Origin of the sequence: Caulobacter sp. CCUG 60055 (genome assembly GCF_022750545.1) — a bacterium.
GTDB lineage: Bacteria > Pseudomonadota > Alphaproteobacteria > Caulobacterales > Caulobacteraceae > PUIC01.
On record NZ_PUIC01000001.1, the window covers coordinates 72,953 to 94,677 of the forward strand.

22 protein-coding genes are annotated in these 21,725 nt (G+C 70.1%); 10 read left to right on the top strand and 12 right to left on the bottom strand.

Going from position 1 to position 21,725, the window contains the following annotated elements:
- Positions 1–214: 214 nt before the first annotated feature.
- The 7 genes from C5708_RS00275 to der all read left to right on the top strand — a co-directional run bounded on the left by C5708_RS00275 (position 215) and on the right by der (position 6,304).
- Entirely contained in the window at positions 215–631 is a 417-nt protein-coding gene (locus tag C5708_RS00275) for a DUF6249 domain-containing protein (protein WP_242916599.1), read from the top strand.
- A 32-nt stretch (positions 632–663) separates the two neighbouring features.
- Positions 664–1,260, top strand: a complete 597-nt coding sequence (locus C5708_RS00280; RefSeq protein WP_242916601.1) for an RNA polymerase sigma factor — start codon at positions 664–666, stop codon at positions 1,258–1,260.
- Positions 1,253–1,630 carry a hypothetical protein gene (locus C5708_RS00285; protein ID WP_242916603.1) on the top strand — a complete coding sequence of 126 codons (378 nt, stop codon included), beginning with the start codon at positions 1,253–1,255 and terminating at the stop codon, positions 1,628–1,630. Before C5708_RS00280 ends, C5708_RS00285 begins: the two co-directional genes overlap by 8 nt.
- A gap of 2 nt (positions 1,631–1,632) precedes the next feature.
- A complete protein-coding gene (gene panB / locus C5708_RS00290; protein ID WP_242918010.1) occupies positions 1,633–2,457 on the top strand; it encodes a 3-methyl-2-oxobutanoate hydroxymethyltransferase in 825 nt (274 codons plus the stop codon).
- An 84-nt stretch (positions 2,458–2,541) separates the two neighbouring features.
- Positions 2,542–3,321 (top strand): tetratricopeptide repeat protein, encoded by a 780-nt coding sequence (locus C5708_RS00295; RefSeq protein WP_242916605.1) that lies wholly within the window; start codon positions 2,542–2,544, stop codon positions 3,319–3,321.
- Positions 3,321–4,700 carry a PQQ-like beta-propeller repeat protein gene (locus tag C5708_RS00300; protein ID WP_242916607.1) on the top strand — a complete coding sequence of 460 codons (1,380 nt, stop codon included), beginning with the start codon at positions 3,321–3,323 and terminating at the stop codon, positions 4,698–4,700. The genes C5708_RS00295 and C5708_RS00300 overlap by 1 nt, the downstream gene beginning before the upstream one ends.
- Before the next feature lie 86 nt (positions 4,701–4,786).
- Positions 4,787–6,304 (top strand): ribosome biogenesis GTPase Der, encoded by a 1,518-nt coding sequence (gene der, locus C5708_RS00305; RefSeq protein WP_242916608.1) that lies wholly within the window; start codon positions 4,787–4,789, stop codon positions 6,302–6,304.
- Positions 6,305–6,320: 16 nt separating this feature from the next.
- Here the strand turns inward: der and C5708_RS00310 are convergent, their stop codons facing one another.
- The 5 genes from C5708_RS00310 to radA form a co-directional block, all read right to left on the bottom strand.
- A complete protein-coding gene (locus C5708_RS00310; RefSeq protein ID WP_242916610.1) occupies positions 6,321–7,064 on the bottom strand; it encodes an SDR family NAD(P)-dependent oxidoreductase in 744 nt (247 codons plus the stop codon).
- An 84-nt stretch (positions 7,065–7,148) separates the two neighbouring features.
- On the bottom strand, positions 7,149–8,144 hold the full coding sequence (locus C5708_RS00315; protein ID WP_347566985.1) for a bile acid:sodium symporter family protein: 996 nt from the start codon (positions 8,142–8,144) through the stop codon (positions 7,149–7,151).
- Positions 8,141–9,643 (bottom strand): amidophosphoribosyltransferase, encoded by a 1,503-nt coding sequence (purF, locus tag C5708_RS00320; protein ID WP_242916611.1) that lies wholly within the window; start codon positions 9,641–9,643, stop codon positions 8,141–8,143. The genes C5708_RS00315 and purF overlap by 4 nt, the downstream gene beginning before the upstream one ends.
- Complete coding sequence (locus C5708_RS00325; protein WP_242916613.1) at positions 9,640–10,287, bottom strand: CvpA family protein; 648 nt, start codon at positions 10,285–10,287, stop codon at positions 9,640–9,642. The genes purF and C5708_RS00325 overlap by 4 nt, the downstream gene beginning before the upstream one ends.
- Positions 10,288–10,306: 19 nt before the next feature.
- Positions 10,307–11,674: a DNA repair protein RadA gene (gene radA / locus C5708_RS00330; protein WP_242916615.1), complete on the bottom strand. Its 1,368-nt coding sequence runs from the start codon at positions 11,672–11,674 to the stop codon at positions 10,307–10,309.
- Between the two features lie 161 nt (positions 11,675–11,835).
- Between radA and C5708_RS00335 the strand changes: the two genes are divergently transcribed.
- Positions 11,836–13,032 (top strand): Yip1 family protein, encoded by a 1,197-nt coding sequence (locus C5708_RS00335; RefSeq protein WP_242916616.1) that lies wholly within the window; start codon positions 11,836–11,838, stop codon positions 13,030–13,032.
- A gap of 28 nt (positions 13,033–13,060) precedes the next feature.
- On the opposite strand, the gene alr is transcribed toward C5708_RS00335, so the two are convergent.
- From alr to rpsF, 6 genes are all read right to left on the bottom strand, one after another.
- Positions 13,061–14,155 (bottom strand): alanine racemase, encoded by a 1,095-nt coding sequence (gene alr / locus C5708_RS00340; RefSeq protein ID WP_242916618.1) that lies wholly within the window; start codon positions 14,153–14,155, stop codon positions 13,061–13,063.
- Between the two features lie 55 nt (positions 14,156–14,210).
- Entirely contained in the window at positions 14,211–15,698 is a 1,488-nt protein-coding gene (locus C5708_RS00345) for a replicative DNA helicase (protein ID WP_242916620.1), read from the bottom strand.
- 152 nt (positions 15,699–15,850) lie between these two features.
- The gene (locus tag C5708_RS00350) at positions 15,851–18,313 is read right to left on the bottom strand and encodes a TonB-dependent receptor (RefSeq protein WP_242916622.1); all 2,463 of its coding nucleotides are present in this window, start codon (positions 18,311–18,313) and stop codon (positions 15,851–15,853) included.
- Between the two features lie 188 nt (positions 18,314–18,501).
- Positions 18,502–19,086 carry a 50S ribosomal protein L9 gene (rplI, locus tag C5708_RS00355; protein ID WP_242916624.1) on the bottom strand — a complete coding sequence of 195 codons (585 nt, stop codon included), beginning with the start codon at positions 19,084–19,086 and terminating at the stop codon, positions 18,502–18,504.
- Positions 19,087–19,101: 15 nt separating this feature from the next.
- Positions 19,102–19,377, bottom strand: coding sequence for a 30S ribosomal protein S18 (gene rpsR / locus C5708_RS00360; protein WP_242916626.1), 276 nt, complete (start codon positions 19,375–19,377; stop codon positions 19,102–19,104).
- A gap of 12 nt (positions 19,378–19,389) precedes the next feature.
- Positions 19,390–19,818, bottom strand: a complete 429-nt coding sequence (gene rpsF, locus C5708_RS00365) for a 30S ribosomal protein S6 (protein WP_242916628.1) — start codon at positions 19,816–19,818, stop codon at positions 19,390–19,392.
- A gap of 273 nt (positions 19,819–20,091) precedes the next feature.
- Between rpsF and C5708_RS00370 the strand changes: the two genes are divergently transcribed.
- Complete coding sequence (locus tag C5708_RS00370) at positions 20,092–20,610, top strand: DUF2059 domain-containing protein (RefSeq protein WP_242916630.1); 519 nt, start codon at positions 20,092–20,094, stop codon at positions 20,608–20,610.
- 24 nt (positions 20,611–20,634) lie between these two features.
- A complete protein-coding gene (locus C5708_RS00375) occupies positions 20,635–21,273 on the top strand; it encodes a hypothetical protein (RefSeq protein ID WP_242916632.1) in 639 nt (212 codons plus the stop codon).
- Here the strand turns inward: C5708_RS00375 and C5708_RS00380 are convergent.
- Entirely contained in the window at positions 21,257–21,721 is a 465-nt protein-coding gene (locus C5708_RS00380; protein ID WP_242916634.1) for a DUF1801 domain-containing protein, read from the bottom strand. The genes C5708_RS00375 and C5708_RS00380 overlap by 17 nt on opposite strands.
- Between the last annotated feature and the right edge of the window lie 4 nt (positions 21,722–21,725).

The window sequence follows — 21,725 nt, forward strand, 5'->3', positions numbered from 1 at the left end:
TCGCAGACGGGCGTCGGCTCCCTCGCCCCGATCCCGCCCCTGCCGCCGGGATCGGCGATTGGGCTATAGTCGTGGCCGCGGCGGACGAGCGGGCCGCCGCCTTACGAAGAATTCATCCGCCGGCCTGCATCTGAACGCCGTCGCCCGCGCCTCTTTCCATCAGACGGCGGGACTTGAAGGCCCGCCCACGCGTCGAGAACAAGGAGACCCCGTCATGGAGATCTTAATCCCAATCGCCTTCTTCGCGATGATCGCGGCGATCGCGCTCGGACCGTCGTATCTGCGCACCCGCGAGCGCGAGAAGCTGCACGACACGCTGCGGCTCGCCTACGACAAGGGCCAGCCGGTGCCGCCGGAGCTGATCGAGGCGCTGACCAGCCGCGTCGCCGTCGCGCCCGTCGTGCCGACGCCGGAGCGCGACCTGCGCCGCGCCGTGGTGTTCATCGCGCTCGGCCTCGGCATGGCCGGCCTGGGCTACGGGCTGTGGTACGGCCTCAACATCGTCTCGCCGGAAGCGGCCTATATCGCCGGGGGCTCCACGGCCGGAACCGGGGCGATCCCCGGCTTCATCGGCGTCGCCTACCTCATTCTCTGGGCCATCAAGCGCCCTGCCGCCGGCAAGACCGCCTGACCGCGACGGAACGCAAGATTCCAGAGGAATCCATGACAGGTTCCACAAGCCCCGCTCTGGCCTCGGCGCACGACGTCGAGCTGGCCGCCCTGGCGGCGGCCGGCTCGCGGCCGGCGTTCGGCGAGCTGGTGCGGCGACACAGCTCGGCGGTGCGCGGCCTGCTGCGGCGCATGGGCGCCGACGCGGCCCTGGCCGACGACCTGGCGCAGGACGCCTTCCTGGCCGGGTTCGAGCAGGTGGCCGATTTTCGCGGCGAGGGCGCGTTCCAGGGCTGGATCAAACGGATCGCGGCCCGGCTCTATGTCCGCCGGCTGCGCAAGGACGCCCGCGTCGACCTGATGTCCGAGACGCCCGAGCCGCACCCGCCGCACGCGGGCGAGGGGGCCGCCGCCGACCGGATCGATCTGGACGAGGCGTTGAAGATGCTGTCTGCGGCCGAGCGCGTCTGCATCTCGCTCTGCTATGGCGCGGGCCTGTCGCACGCCGAGGTCGCCGAAGCCTTAAATGCGCCACTGGGCACGGTAAAATCCCATGTCAAACGTGGTTTGGATAAACTCAAGCAGCGGCTGGCGCCTGTCGGCCGCGGCGAAGATGAAGACCAGGTCGCAGGGAGGCCGGTCCATGGCTGATCTCGAATTCGAGACGAGGCTCGATCGGCTGTTCGCCGAGCCGCCTCATTTTCCCGACGCGCCGCTGTTCGCCCTCAAGGTGGACGAGCGGCTGAACCGCGGCTGGACGCTGCGCCGGCTGGTGATCGGCGCGCTGGGCCTGGTCGGCGGCGTCATCGGCGTCGCCCAGATCATGTCGTCCGGGGTGTTGGGCAAGCTGCAGTTCGTCTCCAACGCCAGCGCCAAGTCGCTGAACGACCTTGCCGCCCTGGCGCCCGCGAAGCTATCCCTGCCGGCCTTGCCGTTCGGCGGCGAGGCGCTGTGGATGTCGGCCCTGCTGGCGATCCTGGCTCTGGGCTTCGCGCTGACCCGCGCCATCAAGGAGATCTGAGCCTGTCAGCTCATCGTGAGGAGAAGGTCCGCCGTCTCGCCGCGCCGGACCTGGCGGCGCGCAAGGGCGGCGAGCCCATCGTCTGCCTGACCGCCTACACCGCGCCGATGGCCGCCATTCTGGACGAAGCCTGCGACCTGCTGCTGGTCGGCGATTCGCTCGGCATGGTGGTTCATGGCCTGCCGAACACGGTCGGCGTGACCCTCGACATGATGATTCTGCACGGCCAGGCGGTGATGCGGGCCTCGCGCCGGGCGATGGTGGTGGTCGACATGCCGTTCGGCTCCTACGAGGGCGCGCCGGAAGAGGCCTACGCCAACGCCGCCCGGATCATGAAGGAGACGGGCGCCCAGGGCGTGAAGGTCGAGAGCGGCCCGACGGTGCCAGCGACCATCGACTATCTGGTCAAGCGCGGCATTCCGGTGATGGGCCATGTCGGCCTGCGCCCGCAGGCGGTGCTGGTCGACGGCGCGTTCAAGGCCAAGGGGCGCACCGAGGACGAGCGCGCCCGCGTCCTGGCCGAGGCCAGGGCCACCGAGGCGGCCGGCGCCTTCTGCGTCGTGGTCGAGGGCGTCGCCGAGCCGCTGGCCCGCGAGATCACCGAGGCCCTGGCGGTCCCGACCGTCGGAATCGGCGCCTCGGCCGGCTGCGACGGCCAGATTCTGGTGGTGGACGACATGCTGGGCCTGTTCGACTGGACCCCGAAGTTCGTGCGCCGCTACGCCGATCTGCGCGGCGAAATCGCCGCCGCCGCCCGGGCCTACGCCGAGGATGTCAGGGCGCGGCGGTTCCCCGGGCCGGCCGAGACCTATTTCTCCAAGACTTAAGCGCACGCCTTGCGTTGCGGGCGGGGCGCTCAGGCGATAGGTTCCCCGCCTCTGATTTCTTTTCCGGGTGCGGAGCCTCCATTCGTGGTCGACGTTTTCGAAGAGGTCGAAGAGCAACTCCGCTCCGACCGCTATAAGACCCTCGCGCTGAAGACGCTGCCTTGGGTCAGCGGAGCGCTGCTGCTCGCCCTGGTCGGCGGCGGCGGCTGGTACGGCTGGCAGAAGCACCAGGAAGGCGTCGCCGCCAAGGCCTCCGAGGGTTACCAGCGCGGACTCGCCGACCTCGGCAAGAACGATCCGGGCCGGGCCTTCGTCGAATTCGACGAGGTCGCCAAGTCCGGCACGCCGGCCTACAAGTCCCTGGCCCTCCAGCAGCAGGGCGGCATCCGCCTGCAGCAGGGCAAGACCGCCGAGGCCGTGCAGCTGTTCGACGCGGCCGCCAAGGTCTCGCCGGACCTGCTGTTCGGCGACCTGGCCCGCCTCAAATCCGCCTTCGCCCTGATGGACACCGCCTCGTACGGGGATATCGAGGCGAGGCTGAAACCCTTGACGGAAGAAAAGCACCCTTATCGCGCCCAGGCGCGCGAGGCCTTGGCCATGGCCAAGCTCGGGGCCGGCAAGACGGCCGAGGCGCGCGCCGACTTCCAGGTGCTCACCATCGCGCCCGACGCATCGGAAGGCGTGCGCGGCCGCGCCCAGGCGGCGACGGCCCTGATCGATTCCGGCTCGGCCAAGAGCCTGCCCGAGATCGTCAAGGCGGCCCAGGCGCTGCCGCCGGCGGCGGCCTTGCCGCCCGGTCTCGCCGTTCCCGGAGGCGCGCCGCCGGCCGCCCAACCGGCCGCACCGGCGGGAGGCGCCCAATAATGCAAACGCGTAGGCTTACCGCTCTCGCCCTGGTCCTGGCGGCCTCGACGGCCATGGCCGGCTGCTCGACGGTCTCCAAGATCAACCCCTTCCACGGCAGCGACAAGAACAAGGCCGTCGCCAGCCAGGGCGAACGCATCTCGATCATCGCGTTCGACCAGAAGCTGGAAGTGGCAGACACGCTGAAGGGCGCCGAGTTCTATCTGCCCGATCCCCAGCCGATCGCCGACTGGCCGCTGCCCGGCGGCACGCCGGAGCAATCGGTCGAGCACGTGCAGGCGGCCCAGAACTTCACCGTCGCCTGGACGCGCGGCTTCGGCGCCGGCGACAACCGCCGCCGCCACGTGACCGCGCCGCCGGTGGCCGAAGGCGGCCGCGTCTACGTGATGGACGGCGAGGCCCTGGTCAGCGCGCTCGACGCCGGCTCCGGCCGCGAGGTGTGGCGCGCCAACCTCAAGCTCAAGAGCAAGCGCGACAACGAGGCGTTCGGCGGCGGCCTGGCCGTGGCCGACGGCAAGGTGTACGTGGCCTCCGGCTACCGCTTCGTGGCCGCGCTCGACGCCGCCACCGGCAAGGAGCTCTGGCGCACGCCGGTCTCGGCGCCGATCCACGCCGCCCCCACCGTCTCGGGCGGCAAGGTGATCGTGGTCTCGACCGACAACGAGCTGCAGACCTTCGACGCCGCCACCGGGCGGCCCGACTGGACCTATCAGGCCCTGATCGAGCCCGCCCGCATCCTGGCGGCCTCCAGCCCGGCCGTGTCGAACGGCACGGTGGTGGCCTCGTTCGCCTCGGGCGAGCTGATCGCCCTGCAGGCCGCCAACGGCAACGACCTTTGGGCCCAGGCCCTGTCGCGCGCCAGCCGCACAAACGCCCTGTCCGAGATTCGCGACATCCCCGGCCGGCCGGTGATCTACAAGGGCGACGTGTTCGCGGTCAGCCATTCGGGCGTGTTCGCGGCCATCGACCTGCGCACCGGCGCGCCGCGCTGGTCGCTGCCGGTGGTCGGCATCACCACCCCGTGGGCGGCCGGCGACGTGGTCTATGTGGTGTCCAAGGCGGGCGAGGTGATCTGCGTCTCGCGCGAGAACGGGCAGGTCTACTGGATCACCGAGCTGAACAAGAAGCCGGGCGCGGGCAAGAACGGCAAGACCAAGAAGGTCAAGCCGAAGGACGTCGCGCTCTATTCGGGCCCGATCCTGGCCTCCAACCGCCTGATCGTCGTCTCGACCAAGGGCGAGGCCGTCGCGCTGAACCCCAAGACCGGCGCGATCGAAAAGACCATCCGCGTCGGCGGCCCGGCCCTGATCTCGCCGATCGCCGCCAACGGCACGGTCTACGTCGTCAACGAGAAGGCCGAGCTGGTCGCCATCCGCTGACCGCGCGGCCGCTGGCCGGCCCGGACTTCATCCTGCAAGATGAGGCGCGTCGCGACAGCGGCGCGCCTCTCGTCTATATCGTCCTCATGCCTCTGAAACTCGCCATCATCGGCCGGCCCAACGTCGGCAAGTCCACGCTGTTCAATCGACTGGCCGGCCGCAAGCTGGCCATCGTCGACGACCAGCCCGGCGTCACGCGCGACCGCCGGTTCGCCACCGGGCGGCTGGGCGACCTCGATCTCGAACTGATCGACACCGCCGGCTTCGAGGACGTCTCCGACGAGAGCCTGGAGGCGCGGATGCGCGCCCAGACCGAGCTGGCCATCGACGAGGCCGAGGTCTGCCTGTTCGTGTTCGACGCTCGCGAGGGCGTAACGCCGCTCGACCGCATCTTCGCCGACATCCTCCGCCGCAAGGACAAGCCGGTGGTGGTGCTGGCCAACAAGGCCGAGGGCAAGGCGGGCGACGCGGGAACGGGCGAGGCGTTCTCGCTGGGCCTGGGCGAGCCTCTGCCGATCTCCGGCGAGCACGGCGAAGGCATGGCCGACCTGTACGGGGTCCTGGCGGCGCTGGCCCCGGGCGAGGACGAAGAGGACGACGAGGCCGAGGGCGGCGAGGACAAGCCCGTCCGCATCGCCATCGTCGGGCGGCCCAACGCCGGCAAGTCGACCCTGGTCAACCGCCTGATCGGCGAGGACCGCCTGCTGACCGGCCCCGAGGCCGGCATCACCCGCGACGCCATCCCGGTCGATTGGGAATGGGGCGCGCGCAAGGTGCGTCTGGTCGACACCGCCGGCCTGCGCCGCAAGGCCAAGGTCAACGAGAAGCTCGAGAAGCTGTCGACCCAGGACACCATCCGCGCCATCACCTTCGCCGAGGTGGTGATCCTGGTCATGGACGCCACCCATCCGTTCGAGACCCAGGACCTGCAGATCGGCGACCTGGTCGAGCGGGAAGGGCGCGGCCTGGTGTTCGCGCTGGCCAAGTGGGACCTGGTCGAGGACCCGCAGGCGCGGCTCAAGGAATTCATCGAGCACGCCGAGCGCATGCTGCCTCAGGTTCGGGGAACCCCGGTCATCGCCCTGTCGGCCGAGACCGGCCGCGGCGTCGAACGGCTGATGCCGGCGGTGTTCAAGGTCCACAAGGACTGGTCGTCGAAGATCAAGACCCGCGACCTCAACGACTGGCTGCAGATGGCCATCCAGCGCCATCCGCCGCCGGCGGTCAACGGCAAGCGGGTGAAGCCGAAGTACATGGCCCAGACCAAGGCCCGGCCGCCGACCTTCGTGCTGTTCTCGTCGCGCGCCGACCAGATGCCGGACCACTACCGGCGCTATCTGATCAACTCGCTGCGCGAAAGCTTCGACATCCCGGGCGTGCCGCTGCGCATCACCATCAAGTCGGGGGCGAACCCCTACGCCGACGGCGAGGCCAAGAGCGGTCCGGCGCCGGGGCGGCCCAAGGGCGGGCGGGCGACGACGGCCAAGCCCGCCGCGAAGGGCAAGCCGGCCAGGCCCAAGGCCAAGCCGGCGACCGACCGGCCGGCGCCCAAGGCCGTGGTCCGTCCGCGCGGCCCCACGACCGGCCGCCCTCGGTCTCGCTAGGCCGCGCCCGGCCGCCCTACGACCGGGCCGCCTTCCAGTCCTTGAAGCTGACCGCCTGGTGCGGCAGGCCGAGGTCGGCCCTGGCCGCCAGCTCCACGACCAGCGGCCCGATCTCGGCGGGATCGGGCAGGGTCTCGGGATCTTCGCCCGGATAGGCCTCGGCGCGCATCTTGGTGCGCATCTGGTTCGGGTCGAGGATCGCCGCGCGCACCTGGGTGTGCTCGATCTCGTCGGCCCAGCACCGGACCAGCGCGTCCATGCCGGCCTTGGTGGCGGCGTAAGCTCCCCAGAACGCCTTGGGCCGCACCGCGCGGCCGGAGGTCAGGAAGATCGCCCGGCCGCCGTCGGCGGCCTTCAACAGCGGCTCGAACGAGCGGATCAGGCGATAGACCGCCGTCAGGTTCAAGGCGACGACGCGGTCCCACTGCTTGGGGTCCATGTGCGACACCGGCCACAGGCCGCCGAGCATGGCGGCGGAATGGACCAGGATGTCCAGCTTGCCGAAGCGCTGGTGCAGGGCCAGGCCCAGCTGGTCGATCCCGTCGCCGTTGGCGAGGTCCAGCGGGACCAGGGTGGCGCGCTCGCCCGTCGCCGCGCGGATGGCGTCGTCCAGCTCCTCCAGGCCGCCCTGGGTGCGGGCCGTGGCGACCACGTGGGCGCCGGCCTCGGCCAGGGCTAGGGCGGCGGCGCGGCCGATGCCGCGCGAGGCGCCGGTGACGAGGGCGATGCGGCCGGCGAGGGGCTTGTCAGCTTTGGACACTTGGAACTCCGTGACCCGCCGCGGCGGGGATGTCGCGGCCGTTCCTAAGACCTGCGGGCCCGGAAAAAAAGACCGTACGCGGCTTTATCCGGCCTTGGCGCGCGCGGCGTAGCGCTGGGCGATCACCGCGCAGGCCATCAGCTGGATCTGGTGGAACAGCATCAGCGGCAGCACCATTACTCCGGCGGCCGCGCCGGGGAACAGGATGCCGGCCAGGGGCACGCCCGAGGCCAGGCTCTTTTTCGAGCCGCAGAAGACGATGGTGATCTCGTCCTCTTTATCGAAGCCCATCAGCCGCGAGCCGTAGGCGGTGACGGCCAGCACCACGGCGAGCAGCGCCGCGCAGACGATCAGCAGGATGACGATCTCGACCAGGTCGACCTTGCGCCACAGGCCGCCGACCACAGCCTCGCTGAAGGCGGTATAGACCACCAGCAGGATCGAACCCCGGTCGACCAGGCCGGTCAGGCGCTTGTGCTTGTCGACCCAGCGGCCGACCCACGGGCGGGCGACCTGGCCGGCGACGAAGGGCGCGAGCAGTTGCACGACGACGCCCTCGACGGCGCTGGGCGCGAACCCGCCCTGCGTACCCATCAGCATCGCGGCCAGCAGAGGCGTCAGGGCGATGCCGAACAGGTTTGAGGCCGAGGCGGCGCAGACGGCGGCGGCGACGTTGCCGCGGGCGATGGCGGTGAAGGCGATCGACGACTGCACCGTCGAGGGAAGGCAGCACAGGAACAGCACGCCCAGGGCCAGTTGCCGTGGCAGGATCGTTTCGGGCAAGAGCATCACGCCCAGGCCGAGGATCGGAAACAGCACGAAGGTCGAGGCGAGCACGGTCAGGTGCAGCCGCCAATGGGCGATCCCGGCGATCACCGCCTCGCGCGACAGCTTGGCGCCATGCAGGAAGAACAGCAGGGCGATGGCGAGCTTGGTCGCCCAGCCCAGTCCGACGGCGGCCTCGCCGCGCGCCGGCAACAGCGAGGCGAGCACGACCATGCCCAGCAGCGCCAGGATATAGGGATCGGGTCTCAGCCGGCCGAGAGCGCGCCGGACGAAGCTGCCGGCGGTTTGGTTCACGCGCTGACGAGGAACGAGAGCTGCCGCTCGACCGCCTCGGTGCGGCCCTCGGCGATTTCCCGGTCGAGCAGCCGGGTCGGATAGTCGCCGGTGAAGTAGTGGTCGGTGAACTGGGGGTTGGCCGGGTCGCGGACGCCGGCCTCCATGGCCCAGTAGAGGCCCTCGACCGACAGGAAGCCCAGGCTGTCGACCTCGAGGAACTTGGCCATCTCCTCCAGCGACTTGGTGGCGGCCAGCAGCTTGTCGCGGTCGGGCATGTCGATGCCGTAGAAGTCCGGCCACTTGATCGGCGGCGAGGCCGAGCGCAGGTGCACCTCCTTGGCGCCGGCCTCGCGGACCATGCGGACGATCTTCAGCGAGGTGGTGCCGCGCACGATGGAGTCGTCGATCAGCACCACGCGCTTGCCGGCCAGCACGGCGCGGTTGGGGCTGTGCTTCATGCGCACGCCCAGTTCGCGCACGCCCTGGGTCGGCTGGATGAAGGTGCGGCCGACATAGTGGTTGCGGATGATGCCCATCTCGAACGGCACGCCGCTTTCCTGGGCGTAGCCGAGGGCGGCGGGCACGCCGCTGTCGGGCACCGGCACCACGACGTCGGCCTCGACGCCGCTGTCCATGGCCAGCCGGCGGCCCATGCGCTTGCGCACGTCATAGACCGAGCGGCCGTTCACCACGCTGTCGGGGCGGGCGAAATAGACGTACTCGAACACGCACGGGCGGGCGTGCGAGGCGGGGAAGGGACGCAGCGATTCGACGCCGGTCTCGGAGATCACCACCATCTCGCCGTGCTCGACGTCGCGCACGAAGCGGGCGCCGATCATGTCGAGGGCGCAGGTCTCGGAGGCGAGGACGGGCTTGCCGTCCAGTTCGCCGAGCACCAGCGGGCGGATGCCGAGCGGATCGCGCACGCCGATCATCTTCTTGTTGGTCAGGGCCACCAGGGCGTAACCGCCCTCGATCTGCGACAGGGCGTCGATGAAGCGGTCGACGACCTTGGCCTTACGCGAGCGGGCGATCAGGTGGAGGATGGCCTCGGAGTCCGAGGTCGACTGGAAGATGGCGCCTTCGGCCACCAGGCGTTCGCGCAGGGCCAGGAAATTGGTCAGGTTGCCGTTGTGGGCCAGGGCGACGCCGCCGGCCTCGAGGTCGGCGAACATCGGCTGGACGTTGCGGATGAAGCTGCCGCCGGCGGTCGAGTAGCGAGTGTGGCCGATGGCGCTGTGGCCGGGCAGGCGCTGGACGAGGTCCGGGCCGGTGAAGGCGTCGCCGACGTGGCCCATGTGGCGTTCGGTGTGGAACCGCTGGCCGTCGAACGAGGCGACGCCGCAGGCCTCCTGGCCGCGATGCTGCAGGGCGTGCAGGCCGAGCGCGACGATGGCGCTGGCCTCGTCGGTGTCATAGACGCCGAAGACGCCGCATTCGAGACGCGGCCGGTCGTCGTCCGCGTCGCGGAACACCGGCGCCGAAAACGTGTCGCGCGAGGAGGCGGGGGTGATCATCGCCGCGATTTCTCCACCATTTCATCCATCGCCTTCCGAGACTTGTCGTCGTAGGGCGACTTTTCCGCGGCCTGATCCTTGGAAGCTCGCTCCGGCGAGCCGGCGTCGTCCGAGGCGCCGTCCTTGACGGCTTTCTCGATGGCCGGTCCGAACCGGTCGGCCATGGCCGACCCTTCGGGCGCCATCGCCCGCAGCGCGGTCGCGCAGGCTCCCGAAAGCGGGTAAAGCGCCGCGCCGGAAATCCAGTGCGGCACCCGTTCGGGCGGCGTGGCCAGGTTGAACACCAGGTTGAACACGCCGAGCAGGACCAGGCCCCGAATCAGGCCGAAGCCGACGCCGATGGTGCGGTCGACCGTGCCGAGCGCCTCGGTGTTGTGAATCCTGCGCGTCAGGCCGGCGCCCAGTATCCGAAGCGCGATATAGGCCGCCACGAACACGATCACAACCGCCGCCGCGTTGGCGGCCCAGTCGGGGTGGATCATGTGCCGCGCCAGGGGGCCGGTCAGGCGCAGGGCGAAGACGGCGAGCAGGGCGGCCAGGACGAAGGCCAGCACCGTCATCACCTCTCGCGTGGCGCCGCGGACGAAGCCGATGAACGCCGACACGCCAAGGATCAGAACGGCGATGATGTCGAAAAGCGTCACTGGGCCTCCTCGCCCTGATCTAGGTCCAAACCTGGTCGCCCACGCGACGCACCGCGTCCGCAAGACGACTTACACCGGTTATGATGAACGGCGCCACATCCCCCGCCCCCGCAGGGCCGAGGGCGCGACCAAACCCCAGTTTCGCGGCTTCCTTGAGGCGTGATTCCATCCGGCTGACCGAACGGACCTCGCCGGACAGGCTGACCTCGCCGAACACCACGCAGTCCTGGGGCAGGGGGGCGTCGAGGGCGGACGAGGCGAGGGCGGCGGCGGCGGCGAGGTCGGCCGCCGGCTCGCTGATGCGCAGGCCGCCGGCGACGTTCAGATAGACGTCCTTGTCGCCGAAGCCGAGGCCGCAGCGCGCCTCCAGCACCGCCAGCACCATGGCCAGCCGCCCCGAATCCCAGCCGACCACCGCCCGGCGCGGCGTGCCGTAGGCGGACGGGGCCACCAGGGCCTGGAACTCGACCAGCACGGGGCGCGAGCCCTCGATGCCGGCGAACACCGCCGCCCCGGCCGCCCGTTCGCCGCCGTCGTTGAGGAACAGGGCCGAGGGGTTCTTGACCTCGCGCAGGCCGGAATCGCCCATTTCGAACACGCCGATCTCGTCGGTGGCGCCGAAGCGGTTCTTGGCCGCGCGCAGGATGCGGAAGGGATAGCCGCGCTCGCCCTCGAACGACAGCACGGCGTCGACCATGTGCTCGACCACGCGCGGGCCGGCGATCTGGCCGTCCTTGGTGACGTGGCCGACCAGGACGACGGCGATCCCGCGCTTCTTGGCCAGCCGCACCAGCTCGCCGGCGGCGGCGCGCACCTGGGTCACCGATCCTGGCCCGGAGTCGTGCATGTCGCTCCACAGGGTCTGGATGGAGTCGATGACGACCAGGTCGAACGCCTCGCGTTTCAGCCCGTCGACGATGTCGCGCACGGCCGTCTCGGCGGCCAGCTTCACCGGCGCGGCCGACAGGCCCATGCGGCCGGCGCGCCCGCGCACCTGCTCGACCGCCTCCTCGCCGGAGATGTAGGCGCAGCGCACCCCGCGCTGGGCGGCCCAGCCGCAGACCTGCAGCAACAGGGTCGACTTGCCGACGCCGGGATCGCCGCCGAGCAGGATGGCCGAGCCGGGCACCACGCCGCCGCCGCAGACGCGGTCGAACTCTTCCACGCCGGTGGCGATCCGGGGCGGGGCGGGGACCTCGCTCTCGAGGGTCTCGAAGGCGAGGCCGCGCTGCTTGGCCGCCCGGGTGGGGGCCAGCGCCCCCGGCGGGCGGCTCTGGACCTCCTCGACCAGGGTGTTCCAGGCGCCACAGGCGTTGCATTGCCCGGCCCACTTGGAATGCGCCGCGCCGCAGGCCTGGCAGACATAGACGGCGCCGTCGCGGGCCATGGTCGCTCCTGATTCGCTGATGGGGCCAGTCTAGCCGCTGCGCCTTGAGGCGGCGAACCTCCGGCGGCGCGGGTTTCATCGAACTTTATTTCTCGAAATGCGTGTTCCTGTGTAGGCTCCTACCCCGCCGGACTCCGGCGAGGGGCTACGGAGGGCCACTGATGTCCGTTATCGACCAACAACCTTCGCCGGCGGGGCTCGTGGCCCGCGCGAAGGGGATTCTGCTTTCGCCTGCCGCCGAATGGGACAAGATCGACGGCGAGCCGGCGACGATCAAAGGTCTGTATGTCGGGTACGTCTGCATCCTGGCCGCCGTGCCGGTGCTGGCGGCCCTGATCGGCCAACAGATATTCGGCGTCGGCATGTTCGGCGTCAGCATCCATCCGCCGCTGATTCAGGGGATCGTGCTGGCCATCGTCACCTATGCGCTGAGCCTGGTCTCGGTGTTCATCCTGGCGCTGGTGATCGACGCCCTGGCGTCTAGCTTCGATGGGCAGAAGAACCGTCTCCAGGCCTTCAAGGTGGCGGCCTACACCGGCACCGCCGGCTGGGTGGCGGGCGTGCTCAACCTGTTTCCGCCGCTGGCCATCATCGCCGCGCTCGGCGGGCTCTACGGCCTCTACCTGCTCTATCTGGGCCTGCCCAAGCTGATGAAGGTCCCGCAGGAGAAGGCGGTCGGCTACACCGTGGTGACGATCATCGTCGCGGTGGTGCTGTTCCTCGTGGTCGGGGCGATCGGCGGCGCGGTGGCCGGCATGACGGCGATGGCCACCGGCGGGCTGGCCCAGAACAGCCGGCTGTCGGGCTCGGTGAACGTCGGCGGCGCCAAGGTCGACCTCGGCAAGCTGCAGGCGGCGTCCGAACAGATGCAGGCCGCCGCCCAGGCCGCCCAGGACGGTTCGGGCAAGACCGTCCAGGCCGTGCCCGGCGAGACGCTGAAGGTCCTGCTGCCCGAGGGCGTCGCCGGTTACGCGCGTGATTCCGTCGAGACCGCCGCCGGCGGCGTCGCCGGTCTGCAGGGCTCGTCGGCCAAGGCGGTCTACGCCAAGGGCGACGACCGGTTCACCCTCGACATCACCGACCTGGGCGGGGCGGCGGGTCTGGCCGGCATGGCCAGCGCGCTGAGCGTGCAGTCCAGCAAGGAGACGGCCACCGGCTATGAGAAGGTCGGGCAGGTCAACGGCCGGATGACCACCGAGGAGTACGACCGCGCCGCCAAGACCGGCAAGTACGGCGTGCTCGTCGGCGGCCGCTTCATGGTGCAGGCGGACGGTTCGGCCAGCATCGACGACCTGCGCAACGCGGTGAACGCGGTCGACGCCGGTCGCCTGGAAGCCCTGGCCAAGTCGAGCGGCTGATCTCGGCTGCGATTTCGTCGGCGCCGTCCTAGCCGGCGGCGCCGACATAGATACGCTCGGCCCTCGGCGACAACCGCACGAGGGTTTCGTAGGCGGCGGTGCCCGCCGCCGTCGAGATTTCGTCGAGCGGAACCTCGGGGCCGAGCAGCTCGACCATTTCGCCCGGCCGCGCCTCGTCGCATCCGGTGACGTCGATCGCCATGAGGTCCATCGACATGCGGCCGAGCAGGGGCCGCCGCGCGCCGGCGAACCAGCAGCGCGCGCCGGGGCTCGCGGCCCTGAGCACGCCGTCGGCGTAGCCGGCGGCCAGGGTGGCGATCCGCATGCCGGTCTGCGCCCTGTGCAGGCCGCCATAACCGACAGCCTCGCCCGGCGGCACGGCGCGAACCTGCAGGATCTGCGCTTCCAGACGGGCGACGGCCCGCAGGCGCGCGTCCGGGCGGCCGAACGGGCCGCCGCCGTAGAGGCAGATCCCCGGCCGCACCATGTCGAACAGGAAGTCCTCGCCCAGGAAGACGCCGCCGGAATTGGCCAGGCTGGCGCGCGCGTCGGGGAACAGGCGCTCGACCGCCTTGAAGGCCTGGACCTGGCGGCCGTTCATCGCGCTCAGCGGATCGGTGGCGCAGGCTAGGTGGCTCATCACCAGTTCGATGCGGGCCTCGTCGAGGCGGCGGGAGGCGACGAGGGCCTCGGTCTCCTCGATCCGCAACCCCAGCCGGTTCATGCCGGTGTCGACATGGAGCGCGGCGGGCAGGCGCGGGCCGCCGGCGCAGAAGGCCAGCCATTCGTCGATCTGCGGCAGGCTGTTGAGCACCGGCGTCAGGCCGGCGGCGGCCAGCCTGGGCGCGGCGCCGGACGGGACGCCGTCCAGCACGTAGACGACCGCGTCGCGCGCGCCTAGGGCGGCGCGCAGGGCCTCGCCCTCGTGCAGCCGGGCCACGAAGAAGGCGCGCGCGCCCTCGGCCCACAGGCGGGTCGCGACCGGGCCTGCGCCCAGGCCGTAGGCGTCGGCCTTGACCGCCGGCGCGACCTCGGCTCCCCGGGCCTCCTTGCGCAGGAGGGCGTGGTTGTGGGCCAGCGCGTCGAGATCGACGGTGAGGCGGGTGACGGGGGCGTAGGACATGGCCCGGCTTAGAACGCCCGCCGGGTCGGGGGAAGCGGCTTGCGCGCCATCGCCGTCACCGGACGTCGTAACGGCCGTCGCGGGCCAGGTTGCCGAACTTGGTGGTGTCGGAGTTGAACGACAGCTTCACCGTGCCGATCGGACCGTGACGCTGCTTGGCGATGATCACTTCGGCCAGGTTCTGCACCCGGTCGAGGTCCTCCTGCCAGGTCAGGTGCTCGGGCGTGCCCTCGCGCGGCTCGGCGCGGCCGAGATAGTAGCTTTCGCGATAGACGAACCAGACCATGTCGGCGTCCTGCTCGATCGAGCCGGATTCACGCAGGTCGGAAAGCTGCGGCCGCTTGTCGTCGCGCTGCTCGACCTGACGCGACAGCTGCGACAGGGCGATGACCGGGACGCTCAGCTCCTTGGCCAGGGCCTTGAGGCCCATGGTGATCTGGCTGACCTCCTGCACGCGGTTGGCGTTGGCGCCCAGGTCCGAGCCGGTGACGAGCTGCAGGTAGTCGACGATGATCAGGTCGAGGCCGACCTGACGTTTGAGGCGACGGGCGCGGGCGGTCAGCTTGGCGATGGACAGGCCGCCGGTGGCGTCGATGTAGAGCGGCGCGTCCTGGATCTCCATCGCCGCGTCGCGGACCCGGCCGAACTCGTGCGAGTCGATCTCGCCCTTGCGCAGCCGGTCGCCGGACACGCCCGAGGCGTCGGCCAGCAGACGCAGGGCCAGCTGTTCGGACGACATTTCCAAGGAATAGAAGGCGACCACGCCGCCGTTGACCGTCTTCTTCGACCCGTCCGGCTGGGGCTCCCAGGCGTAGCTCTTGGCCACGCTGAAGGCGATGTTGGTGGCCAGCGCCGTCTTACCCATCGACGGGCGGCCGGCGAGGATGATCAGGTCCGACGGGTGCAGGCCGCCGATCTTCTGGTCGAGGTCGATCAGGCCGGTGGAGACCCCGGCCAGGCCGCCGTCGCGGCTGTAGGCCTCGGCGGTCATCTCGACGGCGCCGCGCAGGGCGTCGGAGAAGCTGACGAAGCCCGTCGAGGGCGCGCCGCTTTCGGCCAGGGCGTAGAGCTGCTGTTCGGCGCCCTCGATCTGGTCGCGGGCGTTGCGCTCGGCGTCGGTGTGGGCGGTGTTGGCGATCTCGCCGCCGATGCGGATCAACTCGCGCCGCATGGCCAGGTCGTAGACCACCCGGCCGTATTCGGCGGCGTTGGCGGCCGGCGGGGCCCGGTCGACCAGGTCGGCCAGATAGCGCAGCCCCCCCAGCTCCTCGAACGCCGGGTCGCGCTTGAACCGCTCCATCAGCACGATGGGTTCGGCCAACTGGCCCTTGCGGATGTATTCCTCCAGAGCCGAGAACAGGCGGCTGTGGAAGGGCTCGTAGAAGTGGCGGGCCTGGAGCTGGTCGGACAGGCGCTCGTAGGCGGCGTTGTCGAACAGGATCGCGCCGAGCAGAGCCTGTTCGGCTTCGATGTTGGAGGGAGCCTGGTTGACGGCGATGTCGCCCTCGACAGGTCTCAGATCAAGCGCGGGCACCAGGGACATGTCTTAACGATAGCCAAACCGATCCCGCCCGCCATGCGACGGTTTCACGTCGTCCACAACTTCGCGGCGGCCTGTGGACGATTGGCGGGATGAAAGCGAAAAGAGCGGCCCGGATAGCCGAGCCGCCCCGTCTTGTCACCCTGGAACCGGGCTCACCAGTTGTAGGTCAGGCGGGTGTAGACGAACCGCCCGTTGAAGCCGAAGGGCGAGAACGAGCTGAACGGGGCCAGCCCGCTGGTGTTGAGGTTGGCCGGGACGTTCAGAGGATACTGGTCGAACAGGTTGTCGGCGCCGACAGCCAGCCGCAGCCCGTGGACGATCTCGTAGCGGCCTTCGAGGTCGACGATCGAGGCGCGGCCGGTGTGGCTGTCGCCGCTGCCGTCCGCGGCCGATCCGGGAGAGAGCACGTTGCCGTAGAAGGTGGTCTTCAGCGTCGCGCCCCACGGCCCCTTGTTCCAGTCGCCCTGCAGCAGGACCTTGTCCTGCGGCGTGCCCTCCTCGAAACGCAGGACGTTCTGGCGGCCGAACAGCACCGGCGGGACCGGAAGGCCCGAGATCACCGAGTTGGTCGGCACCTTGGTGACGTCGAGGTTGTTGACGTTGGCGGCCGCCGTCAGGTCGAAGTTGCCGGCCTGGTCGTCGGCGATGTGATAGCGGGCGACGATGTCGACGCCGGTGGTTTCGGTGTTGACCCCGTTCATGAAGAAGCGGGCGGCGGTGACGCTGTAGGGCGCCAGCAGGTCGGCGATGATGCGCGGCGTGGTGCCGGGCGCGGCGGCCGGGCTGCCGGTGATGTTCTCGGACAGCACGATGCGGTTGTCGACGTCGATCTTGTAGGCGTCGACGGTCAGCTCGAACGGACCCTTGTGGTAGACGAAACCCAGCGAATAGTTGGTCGAGGTCTCGGCCTCCAGCGGCTTGCCGCCCAGCGCCGTCCCCACCGCGCTGACCGACGGGAAGGTCCCGGTCTCGTAGGGCACCGCCACCGTCACGCCGCCGACCGTCTGGTTGATGAACACGGTCGAGGTGGCGGTGAAGTACTGCTGTTGCAGGCTGGGGGCGCGGAAACCGGTCGAGACGGTGCCGCGCAGGGCGAGGTTCGGCGTGAAGTCGTAGCGGCCCGACAGCTTGCCGCTCGTGTTGGAGCCGAAGTCCGAATAGTTCTCGTAGCGGACGGCGGCCGAGGCGGTGAAGTTCTTGAACACCTCGCCTTCGAGGTCGAGATAGACCCCGATGTTGTTGCGGTCCTTGTCGACGACGTTGCTCGGCTGGAAGCCGGGGAAGGACTGCGAGCCGGGCTGGGCCGTAGTGAAGGCGCCGCGGATGTAGGAGTTCGGCTCGCCGGCCTTGACCTCGTAGCTCTCGCGCCGCGCCTGCAGGCCGAACGCCACGTTCAAGGGCCCGGCCAGCCCGACGTCGTAGGGCTTGGCGACATCGACGCTGAACACCAGCTGGTCGTAGGCGAGGCCGCCGGCGTCGAAGCTGGTCGGCGACGACGCGCCGAGCGAGGCGTTCAGGGAATGCTCGACGCCGTAGTCCAGTTCGTCGCGGCCGTAGACCAGGTTGGTGTCGATCTTGAAGCCGTTCCATTCGCCGCGCAGGCCGCCGGCGACGGAATAGTCGTCGACCGCCGTGGTGATCAGCGGCAGGAAGCCGTTCGGATAGATCGCCGGCACGTTCTGGGTCGGGTTGGCGGCCTGACGGAAGGTCGCCGCCGCCGAGGCGTCGCGATGCTGGTAGCCGGCCCAGCCATAGGCTTCCCAGCCGCCGGCCAGCGGCTTGCCGGCGTTCAGATAGACCGAGGCGTCCTCGACGTCGGGGTCGCCGAACCGACCGGTGACCCGGGGCGTGGCTTCGCGCGGATCGATGTCGCTGCGGTTGGTGTAGTCCTGCTTTCGGTACTCGGCCGACACGGTCAGGAAGCCGTCGGAGCCGAGCTTGAGCCCTTGCCAGGCGCCGACGGTGACGGTGGCGCCGTCGTTGATGTCGCGCTCGCGGCCGGCCCAGGGCGTGTCGACGGTGGTCACGTGCTGGCCGTAGGTCACCGAGGCGCCGCCGCCCGAGCTGGCCTCGCGCAGGCGCAGGTTGATGACGCCGGCGATGGCGTCGGAGCCGTACTGGGCGGCCGCGCCGTCGCGCAGCACCTCGATGCGGTCGATAGCCGTCGAGGGAATGGCGTTCAGGTCGACGGCGGCCGAGCCGCGCCCGACCGAGCCGTTGAGGTTGACCAGGGCCGAGGCGTGCCGCCGGGCGCCGTTGACCAGGACCAGGGTCTGGTCCGGCCCCTGGCCGCGCAGCGTGGCGGGACGGATGGAGTCCGTGCCGTCGGTGACGGCCGGGCGCGGGAAGTCGATCGACGGCACGGTGGCGGCGAGGGCGGCGGCCAGCTCGGTCGAGCCGCGCTGCTGCAGCGCCTTGGTGTTGACCACGTCCACCGGCGCCAGGGTGTCGAGGCGCGAGCGGCCGGCGGTGCGGGTGCCGGTGACGACGATCTCTTCGACGGCGACGGCCGGCTGCCCCTGGGCGGGGGCCGGGGCGGTCTGGGCGTGGGCGGCGACGGAACTGAGCAAGGCGCCGGCCGAAGCGGCGGCGAGCAAGACGATACGATGTTGCATGAACTATCCCCAGCTATTGAGCCGACGCCCCGTCTGCGCGGGTTGGCGGGCGGCCTGTCTGAACCCTGAAGAAGTTGATGGGCTGTGCTGGGGCTATTGGGAACCGCAGAAAGTCTACGATTGATTAAAGAAAAAGCGGCGCGGGCATGGCCCGCGCCGCCTTCTTGGGCAGTTCTACGAAAGTCTTATCAGGCGTAGTCGCCTTCGACCTCGTGCTGGCCGGCGCCGCCTTCGAGCAGGTCGGCCGCGGCTTCCGCCGCGAACGCCGCGTCTTCCTCGAACTGCGAGGCGATGACGTTCTCGCCGCGCGCCTGGCGTTCGGCTTCGTCCGACGAGCGGGCGATGTTGATGTTGACGGTGACGCTGACTTCCGAGTGCAGCTTCACCTTCACCGGGTGCACGCCCAGGGTCTTGATCGGCTTGTCGAGCACGACCATCGACCGCTCGATCTTGCCGCCTTCGGCGTTCACGGCGTCGGCGACGTCGCGGCCGGTGACCGAACCGTAGAGCTGGCCGCTCTCGCCGGCCTGGCGGATCATGACGTAGGTCGCGCCGTCGAGGTTCTCGCCGGCCTTTTCGGCGCCGGCGCGAGCCTTGGCGTTGCGGGTTTCGATCTCGGCGCGCTGGGCGTCGAAGACCTTGAGGTTGGCGCTGGTGGCGCGCAGGGCCTTGGAGCGGGGCAGCAGGAAGTTACGGGCGAACCCGTCCTTCACGTTGACCACGTCGCCCAGGGCGCCCAGGCGCTCGACGCGTTCGAGCAGAATGACTTTCATCGGTCGGTTCCCCTCTTACTTCACGACGTAGGGGAGCAGGGCGAGGAAGCGGGCGCGCTTGATGGCCTTGGCCAGTTCGCGTTGCTTCTTGGCCGAGACAGCCGTGATGCGCGACGGCACGATCTTGCCGCGCTCGGAAACGTAGCGCTGCAGGAGCTTGACGTCCTTGTAGTCGATCTTCGGCGCGTTGGCGCCCGAGAACGGGCACACCTTGCGGCGACGGAAGAACGGGCGGCGGGCGCCGCCGGCGGCCGCGGCCGGAGCGGCGGCGGGAGCAGTCGTATCGGTCATCGGTTGCTCTCCTTACGCCTGGGCTTCGTCGAATTCGCGACGCGGGCGATCTTCGCGCGGACCGCGATCTTCGCGGGGGCCGCGGTCTTCGCGCGGACCACGATCCTCACGGTCGCGGTCGCGGCGCGCCAGGATCGGCGACAGTTCCAGGTCGAGCTCTTCGACGCGGACGGTCATGTAGCGCAGCACGTCTTCGTTGATCGACAGCTGGCGCTCCATCTCCTTCACGGCCGGGGCCGGGGCGTCGATGGCGAGCAGGGAATAGTGACCCTTGCGGTTCTTCTTGATCCGGTAGGTCAGGTTGCGCAGACCCCAGTATTCGATCTTGGCGATGTGACCGCCGCCTTCTTCGATCAGGGTCTTGAGTTGCTCGTTCAGAGCTTCGGCCTGTTGCGGCGAGATGTCCTGCCGCATGATGACCACGTGTTCGTAAAGGGCCATATGATCCTTCTTCCGTTGTGGAAGGCGGCGCGCGCTCCGGCGGAAGGTCCGGGGCGAGCGATGGCTCTGACGCGGCGTCCGGGCGGCTTTGCCCGAAACGAGAAGACAGCGTCCCGCGTGAGACCGCTTTCCTTGAAAGGGCGCGCTAATACGGGAAAACGGCGGCGAGCGCAAGGTTTCTCCCCCTTGCCATGTGGGGTGGGACCGGCGAAGCCTGGGGAGTCGTGGACGGGCGCCTGACCGGCGCGGGAATTGGGATCGCAGGAAATGCGGATGAAACCTTCTGCTCTGGCCGGCGCGGCGCTGGCGATGGGACTGGCCGCGGGGCCGGCCTTCGCGGCCGACGTCCAGGCCTCGCCCGAGGCCCTGGCCCTGGCCAGGCGCTACGAGGCCGCCGTGCATATGGACCGGATTCTGACCGACATGGCGGGCGCCCTGGCGCCGATGCTCGTCGAGCAGCAAGCCAAGGAGCATCCCGATCTGGACGCGGCCCAGCGTCAGGCTATCGTCGACTCCGTGAAGGAGAGCGTCGTCGCGGTCGGTCCGGCCCTTGGCGACCGGTTCGGCGACCTGATCGCCCGGACCTTCTCGGTCGAGGAACTGCGCGGGCTGGTCGCCTTCTATGAAGGCCCGACCGGCCGCGCCGTCGTCGACAAGATGCCGTCGATGATGGCGCAGATGCCGAACATGGTGCGCGACATCCAGCCCGCGATCGAGGCGGAGATGAAGTCGCGCCTGTGCAAGAAGACCGACTGCGCGGCCCTCGACCGGGCGATGAAAAGCAAGTCGTAACCTCTGATGTGGCAGGCCGCGCGGATGTCGCGCAACCTCGTGGTCATCGCGGCGGCCTTCGCGTGGTCGCCGGCTCTGGCCGACATCTCGCTTACCCGCCCGCCGGCCCTGGCCGTGTCGTCGGCCGACGGCCGGCTGTCGGCCTATTCGGCCGAACTGCCGTTCGACATCCGCGCCGGCGAGGGCGACGCCCTGCTGACCGCCCGTGTCGCCGCCGACGGGGTCAACGCCCTGCCGGTCTATGGCCTGCGGCTCAATCTCGCCGACCGGACCACCTATGGCCGCGATCTGAAAAGGACGGTCGAGGTCGGCGCGTCGTGGAGCGAGGGGGCGACCCTTTTCCGCTCGGCCATGTCGCAGAAGTTCGGCTTCGGCGTCCTGCCGCGCGCCAACTTCGTCAACCTGTCGATGGATGTGAGCGCCCGGCGGCCGATCAACGGCGTCATGACCACCGCCGCCGGCGTGCGCTCGGCCCTGACCGTCGACGGCCAGGACGTCGGCGCCCTGTCGTTCGCGGCCGGCGCGGCCGGCGACACCACCGTCGGGGTCAGCCTGATGCGCCCGTTCACCCTGCCGACCGAGGTCAGTTTCAGCGTCAGGCAGCAGCCCAACGTCCCGGACGACGACCGGGTCATGCTCAAGCTGGTCAAGCGCCGCTGGTGAGGCCCGGCCGTCTCGGCCGCCGTCTGGCCGAAACCGACTTGATGACCAGGGCCGGCGTCTCCGGCGGGGCCGCGGGGATGGCGCGGGCGGCCAGCGCCTGATCGATCAGCGTCCGCACGCCGGGCTCGTCCAGCGTCTCGGGCGTCTCCAGCACGATGTGGCGCACCTTCGAGCCGGCGCCTTTCAGCAGGCCCAGGGGATCGTCCAGCGCGACGCCCCCGGCGAAGAACAGGCTGACCCAGCGCGGATAGACGGCGATCGAGAAGACGACGTCGGCGAGCTTCGGCCCGGCGGCGAAGGCGATCGCCAGGGCGTTGTAGTTGTCATAGACCAGCTGCGTCGCGCCGGGCAGGCGCGCGCGCATCCTGTCGAGCACGGCCCGGGCCTGGGCCGCGACCCGCGGACTGAACTGGTCGATGAAGCCGTCGAGCTGGTCCTGCGGCGTCATCGAC

What these genes read in the sequence shown, in the direction of transcription:
- C5708_RS00275 (WP_242916599.1), top strand. Translation starts at nt 215, where the DNA reads ATGGAGATCTTAATCCCAATCGCCTTCTTCGCGATGATCGCGGCGATC.
- C5708_RS00280 (WP_242916601.1), top strand. Translation starts at nt 664, where the DNA reads ATGACAGGTTCCACAAGCCCCGCTCTGGCCTCGGCGCACGACGTCGAG.
- C5708_RS00285 (WP_242916603.1), top strand. Translation starts at nt 1,253, where the DNA reads ATGGCTGATCTCGAATTCGAGACGAGGCTCGATCGGCTGTTCGCCGAG.
- C5708_RS00300 (WP_242916607.1), top strand. Translation starts at nt 3,321, where the DNA reads ATGCAAACGCGTAGGCTTACCGCTCTCGCCCTGGTCCTGGCGGCCTCG.
- der (WP_242916608.1), top strand. Translation starts at nt 4,787, where the DNA reads ATGCCTCTGAAACTCGCCATCATCGGCCGGCCCAACGTCGGCAAGTCC.
- purF (WP_242916611.1), bottom strand. Translation starts at nt 9,643, where the DNA reads ATGATCACCCCCGCCTCCTCGCGCGACACGTTTTCGGCGCCGGTGTTC.
- radA (WP_242916615.1), bottom strand. Translation starts at nt 11,674, where the DNA reads ATGGCCCGCGACGGCGCCGTCTATGTCTGCCAGGCCTGCGGCGCGGCG.
- C5708_RS00335 (WP_242916616.1), top strand. Translation starts at nt 11,836, where the DNA reads ATGTCCGTTATCGACCAACAACCTTCGCCGGCGGGGCTCGTGGCCCGC.
- alr (WP_242916618.1), bottom strand. Translation starts at nt 14,155, where the DNA reads ATGTCCTACGCCCCCGTCACCCGCCTCACCGTCGATCTCGACGCGCTG.
- C5708_RS00345 (WP_242916620.1), bottom strand. Translation starts at nt 15,698, where the DNA reads ATGTCCCTGGTGCCCGCGCTTGATCTGAGACCTGTCGAGGGCGACATC.
- C5708_RS00350 (WP_242916622.1), bottom strand. Translation starts at nt 18,313, where the DNA reads ATGCAACATCGTATCGTCTTGCTCGCCGCCGCTTCGGCCGGCGCCTTG.
- rplI (WP_242916624.1), bottom strand. Translation starts at nt 19,086, where the DNA reads ATGAAAGTCATTCTGCTCGAACGCGTCGAGCGCCTGGGCGCCCTGGGC.
- rpsR (WP_242916626.1), bottom strand. Translation starts at nt 19,377, where the DNA reads ATGACCGATACGACTGCTCCCGCCGCCGCTCCGGCCGCGGCCGCCGGC.
- rpsF (WP_242916628.1), bottom strand. Translation starts at nt 19,818, where the DNA reads ATGGCCCTTTACGAACACGTGGTCATCATGCGGCAGGACATCTCGCCG.
- C5708_RS00370 (WP_242916630.1), top strand. Translation starts at nt 20,092, where the DNA reads ATGAAACCTTCTGCTCTGGCCGGCGCGGCGCTGGCGATGGGACTGGCC.
- C5708_RS00375 (WP_242916632.1), top strand. Translation starts at nt 20,635, where the DNA reads ATGTCGCGCAACCTCGTGGTCATCGCGGCGGCCTTCGCGTGGTCGCCG.
- C5708_RS00380 (WP_242916634.1), bottom strand. Translation starts at nt 21,721, where the DNA reads ATGACGCCGCAGGACCAGCTCGACGGCTTCATCGACCAGTTCAGTCCG.